This window comes from Pantoea sp. DY-15 (assembly GCF_019795935.1).
Taxonomy (GTDB): domain Bacteria; phylum Pseudomonadota; class Gammaproteobacteria; order Enterobacterales; family Enterobacteriaceae; genus Pantoea; species Pantoea leporis.
Window position 1 is genome coordinate 559,687 of record NZ_JAIMIF010000002.1, and the last position, 17,535, is coordinate 577,221.

General features: G+C 49.7%; 18 protein-coding genes and 2 pseudogenes. 12 read left to right on the plus strand and 8 right to left on the minus strand.

Annotated features, from left to right (window positions below):
* The first annotated feature begins 172 nt into the window (after window positions 1–172).
* Window positions 173–397 carry a hypothetical protein gene (locus tag K5Y32_RS11265; protein ID WP_222183829.1) on the plus strand — a complete coding sequence of 75 codons (225 nt, stop codon included), beginning with the start codon at window positions 173–175 and terminating at the stop codon, window positions 395–397.
* Between the two features lie 70 nt (window positions 398–467).
* On the plus strand, window positions 468–695 hold the full coding sequence (locus tag K5Y32_RS11270; protein ID WP_222183831.1) for a hypothetical protein: 228 nt from the start codon (window positions 468–470) through the stop codon (window positions 693–695).
* Window positions 696–851: 156 nt separating this feature from the next.
* On the opposite strand, the gene K5Y32_RS11275 is transcribed toward K5Y32_RS11270, so the two are convergent.
* The gene (locus K5Y32_RS11275; RefSeq protein WP_255602567.1) at window positions 852–1,280 is read right to left on the minus strand and encodes a cupin domain-containing protein; all 429 of its coding nucleotides are present in this window, start codon (window positions 1,278–1,280) and stop codon (window positions 852–854) included.
* Window positions 1,281–1,583: 303 nt separating this feature from the next.
* On the opposite strand from K5Y32_RS11275, the gene K5Y32_RS11280 reads away from it, so the two are divergent.
* Window positions 1,584–4,046 carry a membrane-bound PQQ-dependent dehydrogenase, glucose/quinate/shikimate family gene (locus tag K5Y32_RS11280; RefSeq protein WP_370635100.1) on the plus strand — a complete coding sequence of 821 codons (2,463 nt, stop codon included), beginning with the start codon at window positions 1,584–1,586 and terminating at the stop codon, window positions 4,044–4,046.
* Between the two features lie 517 nt (window positions 4,047–4,563).
* Here K5Y32_RS11280 and K5Y32_RS11285 read toward each other — a convergent pair.
* The gene (locus tag K5Y32_RS11285) at window positions 4,564–5,181 is read right to left on the minus strand and encodes a TetR/AcrR family transcriptional regulator (protein ID WP_222184303.1); all 618 of its coding nucleotides are present in this window, start codon (window positions 5,179–5,181) and stop codon (window positions 4,564–4,566) included.
* 151 nt (window positions 5,182–5,332) lie between these two features.
* Between K5Y32_RS11285 and K5Y32_RS11290 the strand changes: the two genes are divergently transcribed.
* The 3 genes from K5Y32_RS11290 to K5Y32_RS11300 all read left to right on the plus strand — a co-directional run bounded on the left by K5Y32_RS11290 (window position 5,333) and on the right by K5Y32_RS11300 (window position 6,977).
* Window positions 5,333–5,623 carry a glutathione S-transferase N-terminal domain-containing protein gene (locus K5Y32_RS11290; RefSeq protein ID WP_222183833.1) on the plus strand — a complete coding sequence of 97 codons (291 nt, stop codon included), beginning with the start codon at window positions 5,333–5,335 and terminating at the stop codon, window positions 5,621–5,623.
* A gap of 177 nt (window positions 5,624–5,800) precedes the next feature.
* On the plus strand, window positions 5,801–6,100 hold the full coding sequence (locus K5Y32_RS11295; protein ID WP_222183835.1) for a putative quinol monooxygenase: 300 nt from the start codon (window positions 5,801–5,803) through the stop codon (window positions 6,098–6,100).
* A gap of 178 nt (window positions 6,101–6,278) precedes the next feature.
* Window positions 6,279–6,977: a FadR/GntR family transcriptional regulator gene (locus K5Y32_RS11300; protein ID WP_222183837.1), complete on the plus strand. Its 699-nt coding sequence runs from the start codon at window positions 6,279–6,281 to the stop codon at window positions 6,975–6,977.
* A gap of 42 nt (window positions 6,978–7,019) precedes the next feature.
* Here K5Y32_RS11300 and K5Y32_RS11305 read toward each other — a convergent pair whose 3' ends face one another.
* From K5Y32_RS11305 to K5Y32_RS11315, 3 genes are all read right to left on the minus strand, one after another.
* On the minus strand, window positions 7,020–8,354 hold the full coding sequence (locus K5Y32_RS11305; protein WP_222183839.1) for an MFS transporter: 1,335 nt from the start codon (window positions 8,352–8,354) through the stop codon (window positions 7,020–7,022).
* A gap of 96 nt (window positions 8,355–8,450) precedes the next feature.
* Complete coding sequence (locus K5Y32_RS11310; protein WP_192413355.1) at window positions 8,451–9,443, minus strand: transketolase family protein; 993 nt, start codon at window positions 9,441–9,443, stop codon at window positions 8,451–8,453.
* 28 nt (window positions 9,444–9,471) lie between these two features.
* Window positions 9,472–10,308 (minus strand): transketolase, encoded by an 837-nt coding sequence (locus K5Y32_RS11315; protein WP_222183841.1) that lies wholly within the window; start codon window positions 10,306–10,308, stop codon window positions 9,472–9,474.
* Window positions 10,309–10,510: 202 nt separating this feature from the next.
* Between K5Y32_RS11315 and K5Y32_RS11320 the strand changes: the two genes are divergently transcribed.
* Both K5Y32_RS11320 and K5Y32_RS11325 read left to right on the plus strand, forming a co-directional pair.
* Entirely contained in the window at window positions 10,511–11,473 is a 963-nt protein-coding gene (locus K5Y32_RS11320) for a LysR substrate-binding domain-containing protein (protein ID WP_222183843.1), read from the plus strand.
* Window positions 11,474–11,587: 114 nt separating this feature from the next.
* Entirely contained in the window at window positions 11,588–11,854 is a 267-nt protein-coding gene (locus K5Y32_RS11325) for a VOC family protein (protein ID WP_370635104.1), read from the plus strand.
* 140 nt (window positions 11,855–11,994) lie between these two features.
* Here the strand turns inward: K5Y32_RS11325 and K5Y32_RS11330 are convergent, their stop codons facing one another.
* A complete protein-coding gene (locus K5Y32_RS11330) occupies window positions 11,995–12,945 on the minus strand; it encodes an AraC family transcriptional regulator (protein WP_222183845.1) in 951 nt (316 codons plus the stop codon).
* A 96-nt stretch (window positions 12,946–13,041) separates the two neighbouring features.
* Between K5Y32_RS11330 and K5Y32_RS11335 the strand changes: the two genes are divergently transcribed.
* The 3 genes from K5Y32_RS11335 to K5Y32_RS11345 all read left to right on the plus strand — a co-directional run bounded on the left by K5Y32_RS11335 (window position 13,042) and on the right by K5Y32_RS11345 (window position 15,730).
* Window positions 13,042–13,785, plus strand: a complete 744-nt coding sequence (locus K5Y32_RS11335) for an SDR family NAD(P)-dependent oxidoreductase (protein WP_222183847.1) — start codon at window positions 13,042–13,044, stop codon at window positions 13,783–13,785.
* Window positions 13,786–13,802: 17 nt separating this feature from the next.
* Window positions 13,803–14,207: a VOC family protein gene (locus K5Y32_RS11340; protein ID WP_222183849.1), complete on the plus strand. Its 405-nt coding sequence runs from the start codon at window positions 13,803–13,805 to the stop codon at window positions 14,205–14,207.
* Window positions 14,208–14,827: 620 nt separating this feature from the next.
* Window positions 14,828–15,730, plus strand: coding sequence for a GGDEF domain-containing protein (locus K5Y32_RS11345; protein ID WP_222183851.1), 903 nt, complete (start codon window positions 14,828–14,830; stop codon window positions 15,728–15,730).
* A gap of 184 nt (window positions 15,731–15,914) precedes the next feature.
* On the opposite strand, the gene K5Y32_RS11350 is transcribed toward K5Y32_RS11345, so the two are convergent.
* Window positions 15,915–16,298, minus strand: coding sequence for a Rid family hydrolase (locus K5Y32_RS11350; RefSeq protein WP_101761070.1), 384 nt, complete (start codon window positions 16,296–16,298; stop codon window positions 15,915–15,917).
* Between the two features lie 396 nt (window positions 16,299–16,694).
* Window positions 16,695–17,291 (minus strand): annotated as a pseudogene (locus tag K5Y32_RS11355) (MFS transporter); the annotation flags it as partial.
* On the opposite strand from K5Y32_RS11355, the pseudogene K5Y32_RS24895 reads away from it, so the two are divergent.
* Window positions 17,282–17,398: pseudogene (locus tag K5Y32_RS24895) on the plus strand (LysR family transcriptional regulator); the annotation flags it as partial. The pseudogenes K5Y32_RS11355 and K5Y32_RS24895 sit on opposite strands and share 10 nt — an antisense overlap.
* Window positions 17,399–17,535: the final 137 nt, after the last annotated feature.

Here is a 17,535-nt window from a genome sequence, read left to right on the forward strand (position 1 = left end):
ACGATATATCAAGGGCATGTTGTCAGCTAAATTGATGGCCGTGAATGTCCGCTATTCGCTCATAGCGAGCCTGACGCGCGCGTCCGTTTCCTGCCATTAGCGGATGCGACGGCTCTGAATGAGAAATTAATAGTTGAAGGTATAAGATCTCTGGCTGACGGTGATTTTAAAAATGAGCGTAAAGATCATCGGTTTAGTATCTCGTACACGAATATCATTACCGCCCATGAAACGCTCTTTGTTGAATTATTCATTAATGCGTATTAATAAATATGATTTATACATTGCCGAATTTATTGAAAAGGCCAAAACCGAGCTCAAATTCAGCAAAGAGATCATCGCCCTTACCTTCCAAGGAGAACTGGTTGAAAAATCAGGGAAGCGCTTATCAAAGTAGTGAAGGAGCATCATATCAGCGCTAGTTAGCATAATGCTGCTCGTATTAAAAAAGCGATTTAAAGCCACCTTTGATATTTATCTGCGAAGCGCCAATTGATGCTATCGAATTAGCTACGTTAAAACCTAAACATCTGGTGCATCGTGGCGGAAAGAAAAAAGACGGAAATGCGGTCGTGGTGACAGATCATGATTTGGATGAGTTAATTGATAATGCCATGGCTATAGGTGAGAACATTCACCTCAGTCTGGAAAATGCGATTAATGGTGAATCGGTTGAAACAAATACTGATTTCTAAACCGGCTTTAGCTGACTTATTGCTTTTGAATGAAATCACACTAACTGAACTCTGCATCAGAAGATCATGCCACGCATGACAGGTACAGCTTTGATATGTGGCCTGCCCGACCTCTGTCGCCAGAACACTCACGGCAGAACATCGGGCAATTGCGCGCTATCCCTGCCCGTTACGTAGCATAAAATCAGACGCAGAGCCGTCCTCAGGGTTCACAAAAATGATATCATCAGGTTCCCGACGGGGACTGTCGATGGACAGGAAAACGACGGGCTCTTCAATGAGCGTTGGCAGCGCATGAACCACGTTACGCTCAAAAAACAACAGGTGACCCGGAGCAAACTCGGCCTCGGTGCTTTCATCTTCCATCCAGAACGTCCCTCTGCCGGATACAACATATAAATACTCATCACACTGTTGATGGAAATGCGGGGGAACACCTTTGTAGGCTCGGAAGACCCTGCAACTGGCTTGAGGCCTGTCCGTCAGATATTCATCCGCCAACATGCTTTCCGAGGTATCAGGGAGTTTTTTGGCTATTTCAGCAGGAATGAACCGCTCGGATTTCTTTTGACTTTTAATCCCCATGTTTAATCCCTTTTCAATTTAGCGAAATTGTAGATGCAGGTTTTAATGAGACAAATAAGTAAGATTTTTTTAATCCACCAGACTGATTATCACCTCATTATTCAAATGCACCTGCCCCATAAAACTATAGGCGTACATTTTCATTTTTAATATGATGAGTTTTTTCTCATGCACTCATGAATTAAAGGCTCATTGGATAATTAGTGCTTAAAATAAATAACTGGTGTGACAAAATACTTACATCGTGATAACAATTTGCGCGCTTTATTTAGTTTAATTATTCATACAGGCAAGGTCATAATCGTGAATCAACCTTCAAACCTCAAGAACCGTCCAGGATGGGTCGGTAAACTGCTTGCAGCAATACTGTTGCTGCTGGGAATCTACATGCTTGCCGGCGGTGTCTGGCTTATTTCGCTGGGAGGTAACTGGTATTACGCCATTGCAGGCGTCCTCAGCATTTTGTCTGGGGTGGCCCTTTTCAGGGGGAAAGCTATTGCGGTTCTCTGGTTCAGCCTGCTGTTCTTCGGCACGCTGTTCTGGACGATATCTGAATCCGGTACGGATTACTGGCGCTGGGTGCCTCGTTTCGCACTGATACTTGTGCTGGCGATCGCGTTCTCCTTCCACCTGTCAACGCTGCTTCCACGCCTGCAGCGTAAGCACAGCGGGGCTGTGACGGGAGTACTGGTTCTCACCTTTATTGGCGCGGGCGGTCTGGCATTTCTTCCTCATAACACGACCGAAGCCAATGGTTTTCCGGCACCTGACGGTAAAAACTTTTCCGCTGACACCGGCACCGGCACTACGTCACAGGAGGTCAAAAATGACTGGCCTGCCTATGGTGGAAATCTGTCTGCAGCGCGTTATTCCTCTACCTCACAGATTACGCCTGCTAACGTCAGTAAACTGAAGGTTGCCTGGCAGACGCATGCGGGAGATTTGCCACCAGGCGCTCGCTGGGGTACGGAGAACACACCAATCAAGGTGGGTGACTTCCTGTATGTCTGTACCGCTGCCAACAACATCGTCGCCTTAGACCCTGCGACGGGAAAACAAAAATGGCGCTTTGACCCTAAAATTAACCGGGATGCGCTGCCTTACACTCCTGCATGCCGCTCTCTGGCCTATTTTGACGGTACTCGGAAACCCTCTCAACAACCTTCGCAGCCAGCTTCGGCTCCTGCTATCGCTGCTGTTTATCAACACTGTGATCGCAGGATCATTCTGGGCACGCTGGATGCCCGTGTATTCGAGGTGGATGCGCAGGACGGAACCCGTTGCACTGATTTCGGCAATAACGGCGAGGTATCGATCCTTAAGGATATGGGTGAAACCTACACCGGCTACGTTTCGATTACCTCCGGAGCGGTAGTGATCAGGGATACGATTGTTGTTGGCCATCAGGTCATCGACGGCCAGCGTGTCTTTGGCCCGCCAGGCGTTACTAAAGCCTACGACGTTCGAACCGGCAAGCTAAAGTGGGCATGGGATGCTGCTAATCCTGAGGACGCCACGCCTAAGCACGGCAATAACGCTTACAAGCGCGGAAGTCCTAACGTTTGGACCTCGTTTACCGGTGATGAAAAACTGGGGCTGGTGTATCTTCCTGTCGCTAACCCTTCCGGTGACTACTGGAGCGCGCCGCGTACCCCTGCTGAGCTGAAGTACGGCGATTCGCTGGTAGCACTTGATATCAACACCGGGCTCCCGCGATGGAACTTCCAGACGACCCATCATGACATCTGGGATTTCGATCTGGGCTCACCTCCTACCCTCGTTGACTATCCTCAGGCCGATGGCAGTAAAATTCCCGCCATCATTCTGCCGACCAAAAACGCTGAGCTTTACGTTCTTAATCGTGAAAACGGCAAGCCGCTGTTTGATGTGATTGAAAAGCCAGCGCCACAGGGAGGAACCGACCCGGATAAGCGTTCGCCGACCCAGCCATATTCCACTTTCAATAGCATGCGCAAACCGGATCTGACACCTGCCAGCACCTGGGGGCTGACGCCATTGGACCAGCTGTACTGTCGGATTAAATTCCAGCAGGCTGACTACAAAGGCTCCTACACGCCGGGATCAATCGGCAAACCGTTTATTTCATACCCGGGCTACAACGGCGGAAGTGACTGGGGTGGAGTTTCAGTTGACCCTGTGAATGGTCTTGTCATTGCCAACTATAACAACACCGTTAACTATACCGAGTTTGTGGCAAGGAGCGTTGCGGATAAGCTTCACGTCCATCCTTCGGATAAAATTGGCTATAACCTTGACACCCATGCCAGTCCGCTGACACCACAGAGCGGCGCGCCGTTTGCGCTGAACATCAATCCGGGCTGGCAGAATGGCTTTACCGGCATGCTCTGCAACGAGCCCGCGTACGGTGGCATTCGTGCAATTGATTTGCGTACCGGGCACACCGTCTGGGATCGCCCGCTAGGGACGGCCAGGAAAAACGGTCCATTTGGCATTCCAACCGGCATGCCGATCAACATCGGAACGCCTAACAATGGGGGTTCTGCCGTAACTAAAGGCGGGCTGGTCTTCATTGCAGCAGCGACGGATGACCTTATCCGTGCCATTGATATTAGAACCGGGAAAACGGTCTGGTCAGCGCCGCTGCCGGCAGGTGGCCAGGCAAACCCAATGGTTTATGAACAGAACGGTAAAGAGTATGTGGTGATCGAAGCAACCGGACATCATTTCATGAGAACAGGTAAAGGCGATTACGTCATCGCCTACGCGTTACCGGACACAATCTGATAGCCATCACGGCACCTGCGGGTGCCGTTTTGGCGGCTGCTACACTCAGCGATAATTAAATTTAAGGAGAGTGTATGAAGGATGAACACGCTAAAAAAACCGCAGCAGGTTTACCTGCAGCACGAACTCGTACTTCAGAGCGACAAAGCATGGAGTGGGCAGCCTTATTAGCACTATCCTTCGGGCAGGCCACAGATTTCCGTCATGCGTATGACCCTCCCACCCCACACGGAATTACCTTGGCATATCCACCCATGCCGATGCAGCCTAAGTGCTGTCAGGCAAGTTAACCATTCAGTAAAAAGAGACGGGAAAAGCTATACACTTTATGCGAGTGAAACGCTTAACGAGACCACAGGCAGCACGCAACGGGGATTTACCCTCGATGATGCGGTAGAAATGGTTAAATTTTATGCAGGCGTGGAGGTGCAGGCTCTATCAGTGCAATTACAAGTACAGATGTCTGAGTTTTAGTTTTTTTGCCGCCACTTTTTTGATTAAGGGTGTAAAACCCGACTCAATGCCCTATGCCCTTACACAGCACACGCGCACAGCCCATTGCCAGCTCTTCCAAAGTCATTTCATCCCGGGGAACTCTGGCAGCCTGATCGATCATCCCGACGAAGCATCGCGCGACCGTCAGCGCATCGACGTCCTTGCTGAATACCCCCAGCTCCTGCTCCTGTGCAATATTGTCCGCGATCCATATGGCGAGAGAGGCTTTAGTTTCCGTGCAGCCCGGCGGCTGGAACAGACCAATTTCAGTCAGATCCGGATCTTCTGCGAGAAAACTCAGGAAACTGATAAAGCTGAACTGGAGACTTTTGACCAAGGCTTCTCCGCCGATGGGCTTTTGGATCAGCAAATCTTTCGTGATGATCCTGAGTCTGCGGCGAAACTCATGAACGAGCTCCTCATATGCGGCTTCTTTGCTGTCAAAATAGATGTAAAACGTGGGTTGGCTCAGCCCGCTGGCTTTGACGATATTGCTCACTTTAGTGCTGTGAAATCCCAGTCTGGCGAATTCGCGGCAGGCATGCTCCAGCAGGCGCTGGCGGGTTACTTCGCCTCTGGTGGGCTGCGGACTGTTTTGATGCTGGGTAACGCGATGTGACAAAGCAGGGCTCCGATAAATAAACTGGATCAGCAACGCATCTAGTGTAATCACTCTCTAACAGCTAAGTAAAATAAAGGATTATGTGTGGACACCAATATTACTCGCAAGTAACATTACTTTTTAGTAATGTTACTTGCGAGTAATCTAAAATCTACAGGGAGGCTGCTTGATGAAGTTATATATTTACGAGCATTGTCCATTCTGCGTCCGGGCACGCATGATTTTAGGGATAAAGAAAATTCCTCTGGAACTGCGCCTCATGTCTGAAGCTGATGCTGAAACGTCCACAAGAATGGTAAGTAAAAAAATTGCCCCTATCCTCGAGAAGGACGACGGTACCTTCATGGCTGAGAGTAGGGATATCGTTCACTACGTTGATGGGCAGTATGGCGGGAGGTTCCTGAAAAGCACAGGGAATGCCAGGCTCGGTGAACTCGAGACTCTCCTGAAGTACCGGTAAGAGATCAATGAATCGGACTTCAGGCTTTATCCATTATTGCGCTCGCTCACGATTGTCAATGACATCCGATTCGGTGCAAAGACACCCATCTATCTTGATTTCATGTCTGCCCTGAGCGGCTTGAATAACTTGTTTGATCAGGCTCATTAAGCCAATTGTTACTATTCAGGAGGCACTATGACTGTACCAGTCGTCGCATTATTTACCGTTAAGGAAGGCTTTGAAGATAAGGTTCATGAAATGTTTTGCAGCGTCATTGCGAGAACTCTGAGTGAAGAAGGCTGCATTACTTATCAGCTTAACCAGGACGCAGAGAATCCCCGTCGTTTTGTCTGGACCGAAGAATGGTCTTCTCTTGACCTACTGCAAAAGCATCTGAATGCTGACCATATCGTTAAACTCTTCAGCGAACTCCCGCCGTATATTGAGCATTCAGAAGTCGTGGCACTGAAAAAAATAGCGGGCGGAAACGCCTGAAACCATCTGACCGGCAGGTAATGGTCTGATTTCATTACCTGCGGGGAGAACAGATAACTTTTGCTCAGAATGCTGTTCTGTCCCCGCCCGGCACGCCTCTTATGTTGTCATCCCCTGATGCAGGCGTTAGGATATTCGGTAACCCACCCGCCCTCTGTAATCATCTTATGTGATAAACATGACCGGAATCCCCGAAGAAAGTCAGTCCCTGATCAAACGGATACTCGCGACTGCTGCGATTGATAAAAATGGCATATACAGACTGCCTTCTGAACGGGTCCTGGCGGAAAAAATGGGGGTTCAGCGATCCATTATCCGAAATGCCCTTTCCTCTCTGGAATTTTTTGGTTTTATTGAGCGTAATCAGGGAAGCGGAACGTTTCTCAGAATGCCTCGCCTGTCATTTGCCAACCTCTATTTTGATATTGCCTCACAGTTAGGCTACATCTCGCTCGATACCATCGAAGACGCCCGGGAAATGTTCGAGAAAATGCTGGCCGAGGAAGCGGCCACGCATGCATCTGATAAAGAAATTGCCGAGCTCGAACGCCTGAGCGATCTGATGGTGACAGTTGAAGGTTTTGAAGAAAAGGTCGAGGCAGACTATCAGTTTCACCTGGTGCTGGCTGGTATGACCCATAATCCTGTCATCATGCTTTTTTATCAGAGCATCGCTTCTTTCATCGCCGATTTGCTGAGAAAACGACGCAGCATCATGAAAGGTCTGAACGAATCGGAAACCCGCATTAACAGCAATCACAAAGATATTGTTAAGGCCATTGCGGCCCGCGATCCTGATGCGGCCAGAGCGGCCATGGAGGCACATTTCGCCCACTGGGAGCGGGAAAATATGCTGATGAATCTGCTTATGCAGTGATCATGTAACCGGCTGCATGCCGCCGGTTACATTGGCTGTTTGTCACTCCAGTTCGGCACCTGCAGGTAGGGGCTCACGAATGGTAAAGACCACCACCAGACACAGTGCCGCGGCGATACCCAGCGTGATGAACACCGCATTCCAGCTGTAGTTATCCAGCAATACTCCGACGATCAGGGGCATACACACCGCTCCCAGTTGCCCGCCCATGTTAATAATGGCGTAAGCGACCGGATAAGTCTCTCTGGACGCCCGGGCCATGGCATATACCGAGTAAGCTGAGTACCCCAGTGCTATCAGAAAGCCCAAACAGAACAGCAGCAGGCCCAGCAGATAGGGATTCTGGGGTGCTACGGTCATCAGCCCTGTCATCACAATCGTGCAGACAGCACTGAACATCATCAGGGGCTTCCGGCGCTTGGCCAGCAGATTATCCGAAATCCAGCCGCCGCAAAGATTCCCTATCACGTTTCCGGCAAACGGCGTGGCAGCCAGCGCCGCGGAAGCCACGATGGACAGCTTGTGTTCCTGCAGAAGATATTTGGGCAGCCAGGACATGATCACGCCGTCAACAATCCCCACCATGCACATATAACCGATGGCTGCTCCGTAAATATCCCATGACCGGAAAATGGACCGGGATGAGTCGATTGGGGTGAGCTTTGTCGTTCTGATCATGCGGTCAATAAAGCCATAGCGGAACGCCCGGCTTTTGAAACGTCGCTTGCTCCCCTCTTCATCACGGCTGACTTCCGCGATGTAATCCGCCTCCTGTTGATTCACAAAGCGACTTTCTGCCGGGGTATTCCTGACCAGGACATACCACACCAAAGCCAGAATGACTCCCGGTATTGAAAAGAACAGAAAGATATGGCGCCAGTCATAATGAATCAGAATCCAGGCACAGATGGGAGGAACCAGCAACGGCCCGAATTTTGAACCGGCCAGAAAAATGCCCGTGGCCGTCCCCTTCTCTTTCGTTGGAAACCAGTTGTTGATGGTGGCTGTTGAGCTGATCACGACGGGAGCTTCGCTGACGCCCACCAGCGCGCGCAGAATTTTAAGGTGCCAGACAGAATCAACTTTGCCCATCATAAACGTGAAGACGGATGTCAACAGCATACCGGCGGCATAGGAAAACCGGATCCCTTTACGTTTAACAAAAAAGCCCGCCGGGATCTGACATAGTCCGTAACCGGCAAAAAACAGGCTGATGATGAGACCTATCTCTGAATTGGTCAGGTCATATTCTTTCTGGATAAAAGGAATAGCGAAGCCGATGTTTGCCCGGTCTGCCTGTGCAACCATAAAGAGTATAAAAATGAGTGCTATCACAAACCATCTGTACTGACTCTTCCTTTTTAATTTATCAATCATGATAAGCCCTTTATCTTTCGGATATTTTCAATGGCAAGGCTTTAAAACAGAGTTGCACACACCCCTGCACACGCAGAGGCGTGTGGATGAGATGCTTTATTGTTTAATCCAGGATGCAATGTTGGAGGCAAGTGAACGTGCGGATATCTCATAGCGGTCATGAAGTGTTGGCAGCGCGCCAGCATCCAGGAATCTATCCGGCAGCCCGACCTGCCTGAATGGCCGGAATATTCCGTTTCGCATCAGCGCGGAGGCTACGGCTTCGCCCAGTCCGCCAATCACCGTGTGGTTTTCTGCAGTTATCACCAGACAGTTACGTTTTTCCGCCTCACGGCAAATAGTTGCTTCATCCAGGGGTTTAATGGTTGGGGAGTGCAGTATCGCGACGCTGATACCCTCTTTTTCCAGCAGGTCACGGGCCTGAATGGCGCGCATGGTCATCAGGCCAGTCGAAATAATCAGCGCCTGGTGGCCGTCTGCCAGCAGCTTCGCTTTTCCGACCTCGAACCTGTAGTCAGGGAACCGATCCAGAATGACCGGCACTTTTCCTCGCAGCAAGCGCATATAGACAGGACCTTCATGTTCATATATGGCCGGAATAGCCTGCTGAATATCAATGGCATCGCATGGATCGATGATGGTCATGTTCGGCATGCCGCGAAAAATAGCAATGTCCTCTGTTGCCTGATGGCTGGGGCCATATCCCGTTGTGAGCCCCGGCAATGCACAGATGATTTTGACGTTAAGCTTTTCCTCTGCGATAGCCATACAGATGAAATCATAGGCTCGTCGTGCGGCGAACACGGCATAGGTGGTGACAAAAGGCGTAGCCCCCTCGCGGGCCAGCCCTGCAGCGGCGCTCATCAGCAGCTGCTCAGCCATACCCATCTGATAAAACCGTTCCGGGAACTCGCGCGAGAAAATGTGCAAATCGGTATAGGCCGCCAGGTCTGCCGACATGCCGACGATATCATTGTGTTTTTTTGCGAGCTCGACCAGGGCATGGCCAAAGGGAGCCGGAATGGTTGCCTGCCCCTCTTCAGCAATTGAAGCAATCATGGCAGATGTGGTCAGTTTTTTAGTGGTCATAGTGGCCTCATTGAGTCGGAAGTGATTTTCAGATATGGCGTTTCAGGACATCAAGTGCCTGCTGCCACTCGGCATCAGCTACGCGAATGAAGTGATTTTTGTCTCTCTCTTCCAGGAAAGGCACTCCCTTGCCCATCAGCGTATCGAGAATGATCACGCGTGGCTGGTCGCCCGCGTGATGCCGGGCCGCATCGAATGCACTGACAAGTGCCTGCAAATCGTGCCCCTTCACGCGCTGAGCAAACCAGCCAAACGCCTCAAACTTTTTATCGACCGGCTCGGTGGCCAGAACTTCCTGACTGTCTCCGTCCGCCTGTTGGCGGTTAACATCTACCAGCGCGATCAGGTTGTTGAGCTTCCAGTGGCTGGCGGAAAGCGCGGCCTCCCACGTCGACCCTTCATTCAGCTCACCGTCCGACAGCAGGTTATACACCGCCGCATTGTTCCCTTTTCTCTTAAGGCCCAGCGCCATGCCAACAGCAATACCCAAACCATGCCCTAGCGAGCCGCCGGTGATTTCCATCCCCGGGGTATAGGCCGCCATGCCGGACATCGGCAGAATGCTATTGTCGCTACCGTAATTCTCTATCTCGTGCTCAGGAATGATTTTTGCCTCGATGAGAGCGGCGTACAGGCCAATTGCGTAATGACCGATTGAAAGCAGAAAGCGGTCACGACCTTCCCATTCAGGATCTTCCGCCCGGAAGGACATGGCATGGAAATAGGCCACCGTGAGCGCATCGGCAATGCCCAGTGCCTGCCCTATGTAGCCCTGTCCCTGCACGGCGCCCATACGCAGGGCATGCCGCCGAATCGAATAAGCATGTTCAGAAAGGCCGTGAAGGTTGTGATTCAGTTTTGTCATCAGAAGTTCCCTTGAGTGGTAGATCTTAATGGTTTACCAATAAACTACAGACCTCGTCCTTAAGTCCATTTACGCTTGCTTTGTAAATAAAGAATTGTGAGAGTGATCTCGACAAATGGTTAACCATTTAATGATGAACAACTGTGACCACCTTTTGTAAGCTGATAAAATAGGAGCAGTTTGGTGTTACAAGGTTTGGAAAATGAGAAATTATGCGGAGATCCCTTCACTGAAGTGTCTTCAGGTTTTTGAACATATTGCCCGGGCGGGCAACGTGGTTCGTGCGGCTGAAGCGTTGGGTATTTCCGCTTCAGCCGCAAGCCATCAGCTAGCCACGCTGGAAAAGAGCCTGGAGTGCCAGCTGTTCGAACGTCACGCTGCCGGCGTGAAACTGACCGCCAGGGGAGAAGCTTACCTGGAGATCATTGGCGTGCATCTACAGGGGCTGATTCAGGCAACCGCGGAGATGAAGGCCGCAGGCCGCGTGAACAAAATCCATATTCACAGCTCCCCCACCTTCGGCTACCTGTGGCTTTTACCGCGCATTCAGTCATTTCAGAAGCAGTATCCCGGCACTGAAGTCACGCTGGCCTGCTCGTATGAGGACGTGGATTTCGGACGCGGCGAAGTGGATATCGCTATCCGACATGGCTTTCCGTCATGGGAAGGTTTCGATATCAGGTCCGTGAGAAATGAACGCATTCTGCCCATGGCATCACCGGAGTACCTTGCGTACGCACCCGTCAGTTCGCCAGAGGATTTGATCTCACGCAGGCTTATCTATTCGGAAAATACATTACTACGCTGGCCTGAGTGGTTCCGGGCACATAACATCGCCCAGCCCGCCCAGCCCTGGCTTTTCAGGTTTGATCGCTCATATATGAGCCTGGAAGCCGCAGCGATGGGGCACGGTGTGGTGCTTGAAAGCGAGCTTCTGGCAGAGAAATTCCTGCGTCAGGGTACGTTAGTCAGGATCCTTCCTGAGCAGTTCAGCCATGCCATCAGCGCACATCATCTCGTCATGCCGCTGGGCTACCGGAGCAGGCCAAAGCTGCAGAATTTTCTGGGATGGTTTGAAGAAAATTTAGCCTCTGCCGGGACTGTAAATTCACCTGCCCTTACCGGCCCGTCCAACAGTCAGACAACGTTCGTATCTCCATCATAATCCGGGTGCATAAGATGCTCTTTAGCCCTATAGCTTTAGGCTGAAGACTTCCTTTTCACTTGATGAAAGAGAGGAAATATCCTTAGGGCTGATAGCAAAAGTCAGCATTATGAACTGACGCTTCTCACTCATAGCGGGTATACGCTCCCTGCATCGAGGCTCTGGCTTCATGATAAAGACATAACAGGCGCTTCAACACATCTGGCTTTTGCTGCCAGTGAACGGGCCATAGTCGACGAATTCTGGCGTGCCGCTCTACAGGTAGGCGGGAGAGACAATGGCGAACCGGGAATTCGCCATCATTACCACTCTCACTATTACGCCGCTTATATCTTAGACCCTGACGGTAATAACATCGAAGTCGTCTGTCAGAAAGGATGAGTAAGATGGCCGGACGACACTTTGCGAAATTGAACCCCATCTGAATTACGGCCTGCTAGTTTCGCCTGTCTGCTACCCGCGAAGTGAAATATCGTGTGGTGAGTTATTGCTTTGTTACGGCAGCAAAATTTACTGCCGCATCAAACGTGTTGATTCAGCGGGCTTTCTGCACCATCAGCGTCGTACCTTAGACTTGCAACGTCTTTCAAAGGAGAGCGGCCAAAGAAACGGGCGTACTCGCGATTAAACTGAGGCACGCTGCGATAACCCACCTCCATGGCAACAGACGTAACGCTCTGCTGGCGCGCCAGTAATTTGGTTCTGGCATGGAGAAGACGGACGCGCTTCTGATACTGGACCGGACTCATGTTTGTCACGGACTTAAAATGACGATGAAAAGCCGATACGCTCATGGCTTCCTGTGCGGCCAGTGATTCAACCACAAATTCATCAGCAAAATTATGTCTAATCCAGCGAATCGCATTACCTATACGCGCCAGCATGGTTCCCGGTGAAGCAATATCCCTCAGCATCCAGCCATGTGGGCCTTTCAGAACATGATAAAGGATTTCACGTTCATATACCGGTGCGAGAGCCGGGATATCTTCAGGGCTCTTCATCAGGCGAAGCATTCTTACCCAGGCATCCAGCAGCTCGGGCGTGACGGCAGCAACGGAAAAAGCACCCGACTGCGGATCAGCCTTCACGGGAGGTAAATCAGCCAACATCGTCGCTATCCTCTCAGGTTTCAGGGTCAGACTGATCGCGAGATAAGGAGCACCGGTGGCCTCGGGAAGGACTTCGCCTACGGCTGGCAAATCTACTGACATGACAAAGTAAGAAGCAGGATTGTAGTGGAATATCCGGTCACCTACCGTCATGGATTTACTTCCCCGCAGTATGAGATTAATCATCGGCTCATAGACCGCAGCCAGCGCATGCGCGGGAACGTCCCCCTGCACCATTGCCACACGCGGTATACCGGTTTCGGTTCGCCAGTTTCGGGCATGAGCGGCCATAAGGCGCAGTTCGTCAAGCAGGGGTTCCAGTGTCAAGGTCAGCCTCCTCCGTATGATGATTAAAGCGAGCATAAAGCAGAAAAAGGCAAGAATCGAGCAGGAACGCAGAGGCAGAGCTGTCCCGGAGGTTTTATCCTTTTTCCTCTCGCAGACAGAAAGGATGAAACCTTGAAAATTGTACTGATTACCGGCGGCAGTGGCGGAATTGGCGCCAGTGTGGCGCAGCAGTGCGCGGCTAAAGGGATGGGGGTGATTGTGACTTATAACAGCCATCCTGAATCTGCCCTGAGGGTTGTGAAGGAGATTGAAGCGTCAGGCAGACATGCCGTTGCGCTGCATCTGGATGTGGCTCGCACCGAAACCTTCGGCACTTTCCGCGATGCCTTACTTGAGATAGTCAGTATCACCTGGGAACGTGAGCACATTGACGTGCTGGTAAACAACGCCGGGTTTGGGCTCTTCAACCCGATTGAAACGGTGACGGAGAGTGAGTTCGACACTCTTTTTGCCGTGCACCTGAAGGGCCCTTTTTTCCTGACCCAAAAGCTGCTGCCTCTGATTTGCGATGGAGGACACATCATCAACGTTACCAGCGCCACCACGCGCGTGGCCACGACAGGTGTTGCGCCCTACGCTGCCTTTAAAGGCGGCCTTGAAGTACTGACCCGCTATATGGCCAAAGAGTTCGGGCCGCGGCGCATCAGGGCAAACGCAGTCTCTCCGGGTGCAATCCGTACGTCGCTGGGCGGAGGACTGAACGAAGAATTTGAGAAACTGCTCGCCTCACAGACCGCGCTGGAACGCGTGGGGGAGCCGGATGATGTCGGCCGGGTAATCGCAGGCCTGGTCTCTGATGACAGCGTCTGGATCAACGCACAATCCATCGAGGTCGCCGGCGGCTACCAAATCTGAATCCTTCCGGAGGTTTTATGCTCGATCATCTGTTTTTAACGGTCAGCGATACAGACCGTTCTGTCCGTTTTTATACGGAAGCGCTTGCCCCTCTCGGCATCACCGTTCGTCATGATTATGACGGAAAAGAGGGGCCGCCAGGCCATCCGAATTTGAAAGGGTTCGGTGTTCAAGGCCGGATCTTTTTCTGGCTACGCGAAGGAACTGTTGCGCCAGCTGCTGTACATGTCGGGTTTGTCGCGCGAAATCAAACAATGGTGAATGAAGCCTATGCTTCAGCCATGCGTGCCGGAGCGTCTGACAATGGCGCACCTGGCGCCCGGCTTCACTACGATCCCCGCTACTACGCCGCCAGCGTTTTCGATCCCGATGGCTACAGCCTTGAATTTGTCTTTAAAGAATGGCAGCACCCTCAATCATGAAAACACTACTGATTTATGGCGCCACCGGATACACGGGACGCATAACCGCCGCCCAGGCTAAAAGTGCCAGCCTGAATATTATCATTGCCGGCAGAACAGGCAGCGGCTGGGAGTATTTGCCGGTGAACTTGACGTCAGTATGCGGGTTTTCGGCCTGGAGGACGCTGGTGAAATCGCGCACGCGCAGTTGCGGAAGTTACAGGGGCTGACGGGAAGATCAACCTACTTATGGCGCTGAGTATAAAGCCGCCAAGTTTTTATGCTGCATATGGCAGTAAGGTTAGAATGTATGAACGGAGCCTGAAGCGTTATTTTTCCCTCTTCACTCATTGCAGACCTCATTTCTAAACATGTCCCCTTTGTGCCAGAAATGGGCGCTGGTAGTCCTGCATTACATTAATAGTCTCAGAACAGGTCAGGTATATCCTGAACAATATTGAAACCATAAGTATCTAATCATAAAATGAAAGCAAATCAGCAGGATTGAGTTGGAAGCCTTTTTTTTATTCATGTGAAACAATAAATTAGCATACCTGGTTAATCACCTCCGCCACACAAATCATCACCTCCATAAATAATTATGTGGTACTATTTATACCTGACCAAAACAGGATAGCGTGATGAATTTCAAGATACACGACAAACTTATACATGAAGTTGAATCTCCTAAAGGACTTCTTTATAGGATGGTGATCACTTATACTTGCTTTATGGCAACCTTGATTATTGTTCTCTCTTTTGCTATTGGTGACACTTCAAAAATCAACTTTTATTTCTTCATTAATTCTTGCACTGTAGCAGTGATGGCATGGTTTATCAGGAAATCTTTTAATATCCAATCTACTGAGGTGAACTTGCTTGTTTTTAGAGTGAGTTTGTTTCTGCTTTTGAACTCATCCCTGGCTTCAATGGCAGGCGGACTTGGTTTGATTGAAAGAGATACAGCATCATTAATTGCTTCAATTATTTATATTCCAGCCATATTAATGATTATTTTTTTATTTGAAAAGTTCATATTCTATGTGAACCATAATTATAAATCAGCGGTTAATCTTTCACTTACAGACGAATTAACAGGGTTGCCTAACAGAAGACATTTGAATGTTATATTGAGAGGATTGGAGAACCGGTCAGGAACTATCTGCATTGCTGATATTGACCACTTCAAAAAAATTAATGACACATATGGTCATGAGGCTGGAGACAGGGTGCTGAGAGATACCGGGCTGAGACTAAGTAACCTTGTAAGCGAGAATGTTTTTATTGCAAGATCGGGTGGTGAAGAATTTGCCATCGTTATCTATGACAATATCAACGCAGAAGATATCATCAGAAAAATTAAAACTTCGGTTTCAGATGCATGCAACGGAAGTTTCGGTATCACGCTAAGTATTGGTGTGGCAACCAAGCTTAAACATGACTCATCTTCTTCTGCTATCAATGCAGCTGATGATGCCCTGTACAGAGCTAAGAGAGCAGGTAGAGATTGCATTATCTACGACCAGTCTTTTAAAAATAATTAATTTTCCATAAAAGGGAGGAAGAAAGTTTATGAGAATTTCCGCCCTCTTTTGTTTGATTAACTGAAAGCTAACGGTTTTCATGGAAAAGTCGGATGTCCGCTTCTCGCTCATAGCGGACCTGACATACCAGTCCGCTTAATGCCAGAAACCGACACAACTATTATTTTAGTGCCCACGCCTAAAACTATCTTTTGGCTACAATCCGCATTTCCACAAGGGCATTCTCAGGAATGAACTCTGACACGCCTATAGCTGACCAAGCTGGATATGGCGCCTTTACATACTCATCTTTTACTCTGGAAAAAACGTCGATATGTTTTTTGAGGTCAATGTGAAAAGTGGTCATCTCAAGGATGTGTTCATAGTTTAAACCAGCGGCATTTAAATAAACGCCAAGCTTATAAAAGGCATCATGAAATTGTTCTTCAGGATGCTTGCTTATAGGTTTATCCCTTCGTGCTGCGGTAACCCCGGAAAGATATACTGTGCCATCAGCTTCGATAACGGGGGAAAAGTGCCAATCATCGAAATAGTGTTGAAATTCTTCAGGGACGATAGATTTTTTCATAATTTCATCACCAGTTGATGAGTTAATAAATTTCAGCATTTACAACATTAAATGCCCTCAGCGCTCAGGATGTTCAACCTATCCATCCATTGCTCATTGCTCATTGCTCATTGCTCATTGCTCATTGCTCATTGCTCATGGAAGATATTGCCATGCGCGCATGTCCTTATTGTGCCAATAACGGACGACTCTGATGTCACGATTTATTCATGAATACCGAATAAACTCCTGATACGATAAAAAATGATCTGCCTGAAGTACGTGCAAAACGAAGAATTATCGTTGTACATACTTCCTGCAAAAACTGAACAGCCTGTCAGGAAAATAGAAATAAAAACAAGTCCTCAGCTTGATGCCTAATTATATGGCGCTTACCGTCAGCTGAGAACTGTCGCGTTACCTTTGAGATAAGCCATCCGGATTCATAGAGCGATCAAAGGAACGCCGAATTAGCCTGATACTTAACCCTGCCCCTATAGCCAGGCAGATAGCCATCCTCAGAAGCGCGACGATAAAAGCATGTGTAATTATTGCGACGCTGTTACCGTTCCCCACCATGCTGTAAAAAATGCCGCCGATAACCGCGACACTTAACGCGGTGCTAATTTGTAATGTCGAGCTGGTTATGCCTGCAATCATACCTGAAAACTGTGGCGCGACCCGGCCTGTCACCATCCGCACCAGAGTTGGCATCGCCAGCACCTGCCCCAGCCCAGTCAGGAAAAGCAGCATGGCGAGCGGCAGCATCGCGGGAGAGTTACCGGGCATCGTCGTAGCGATCAATCCTGCCATACCTGCCAAACCTGCGGTTTCACATCCCATTCCGATGGCGCTAAGGTAATTTCCGGCATACTGCCTCAGGTACGGTGTCAGTAACGGACCAATGAGAAAGCCGACACCAAAGGGTAGAAAAAGCGTGCCTGCAACCAAGGCATTTAAATGTAAGGCACTCTGCAGATAGACAGAAAACAGAAGAAAGAACGCGCCGATTGATGCGTGTGCCTTATGCGCTTTATGGCACGCCACAGAATGCACAGGCACTGCTCACCGCCCCCTCTTCGGTGGGGCTGATCCTGATGAATACTGGACAGTCACACTTTCCTTCTGAAGTGACCCCGTTCCCGTAGACATTTGCTGTCCTCACGATGAGGGCTCTGCTCCTCGCTCATAGCAGACCTCAAGACATTGCAAACTGGCGCCTCTTTTGCCACGGTTGTGGCAATCATAAGGCAGGCAA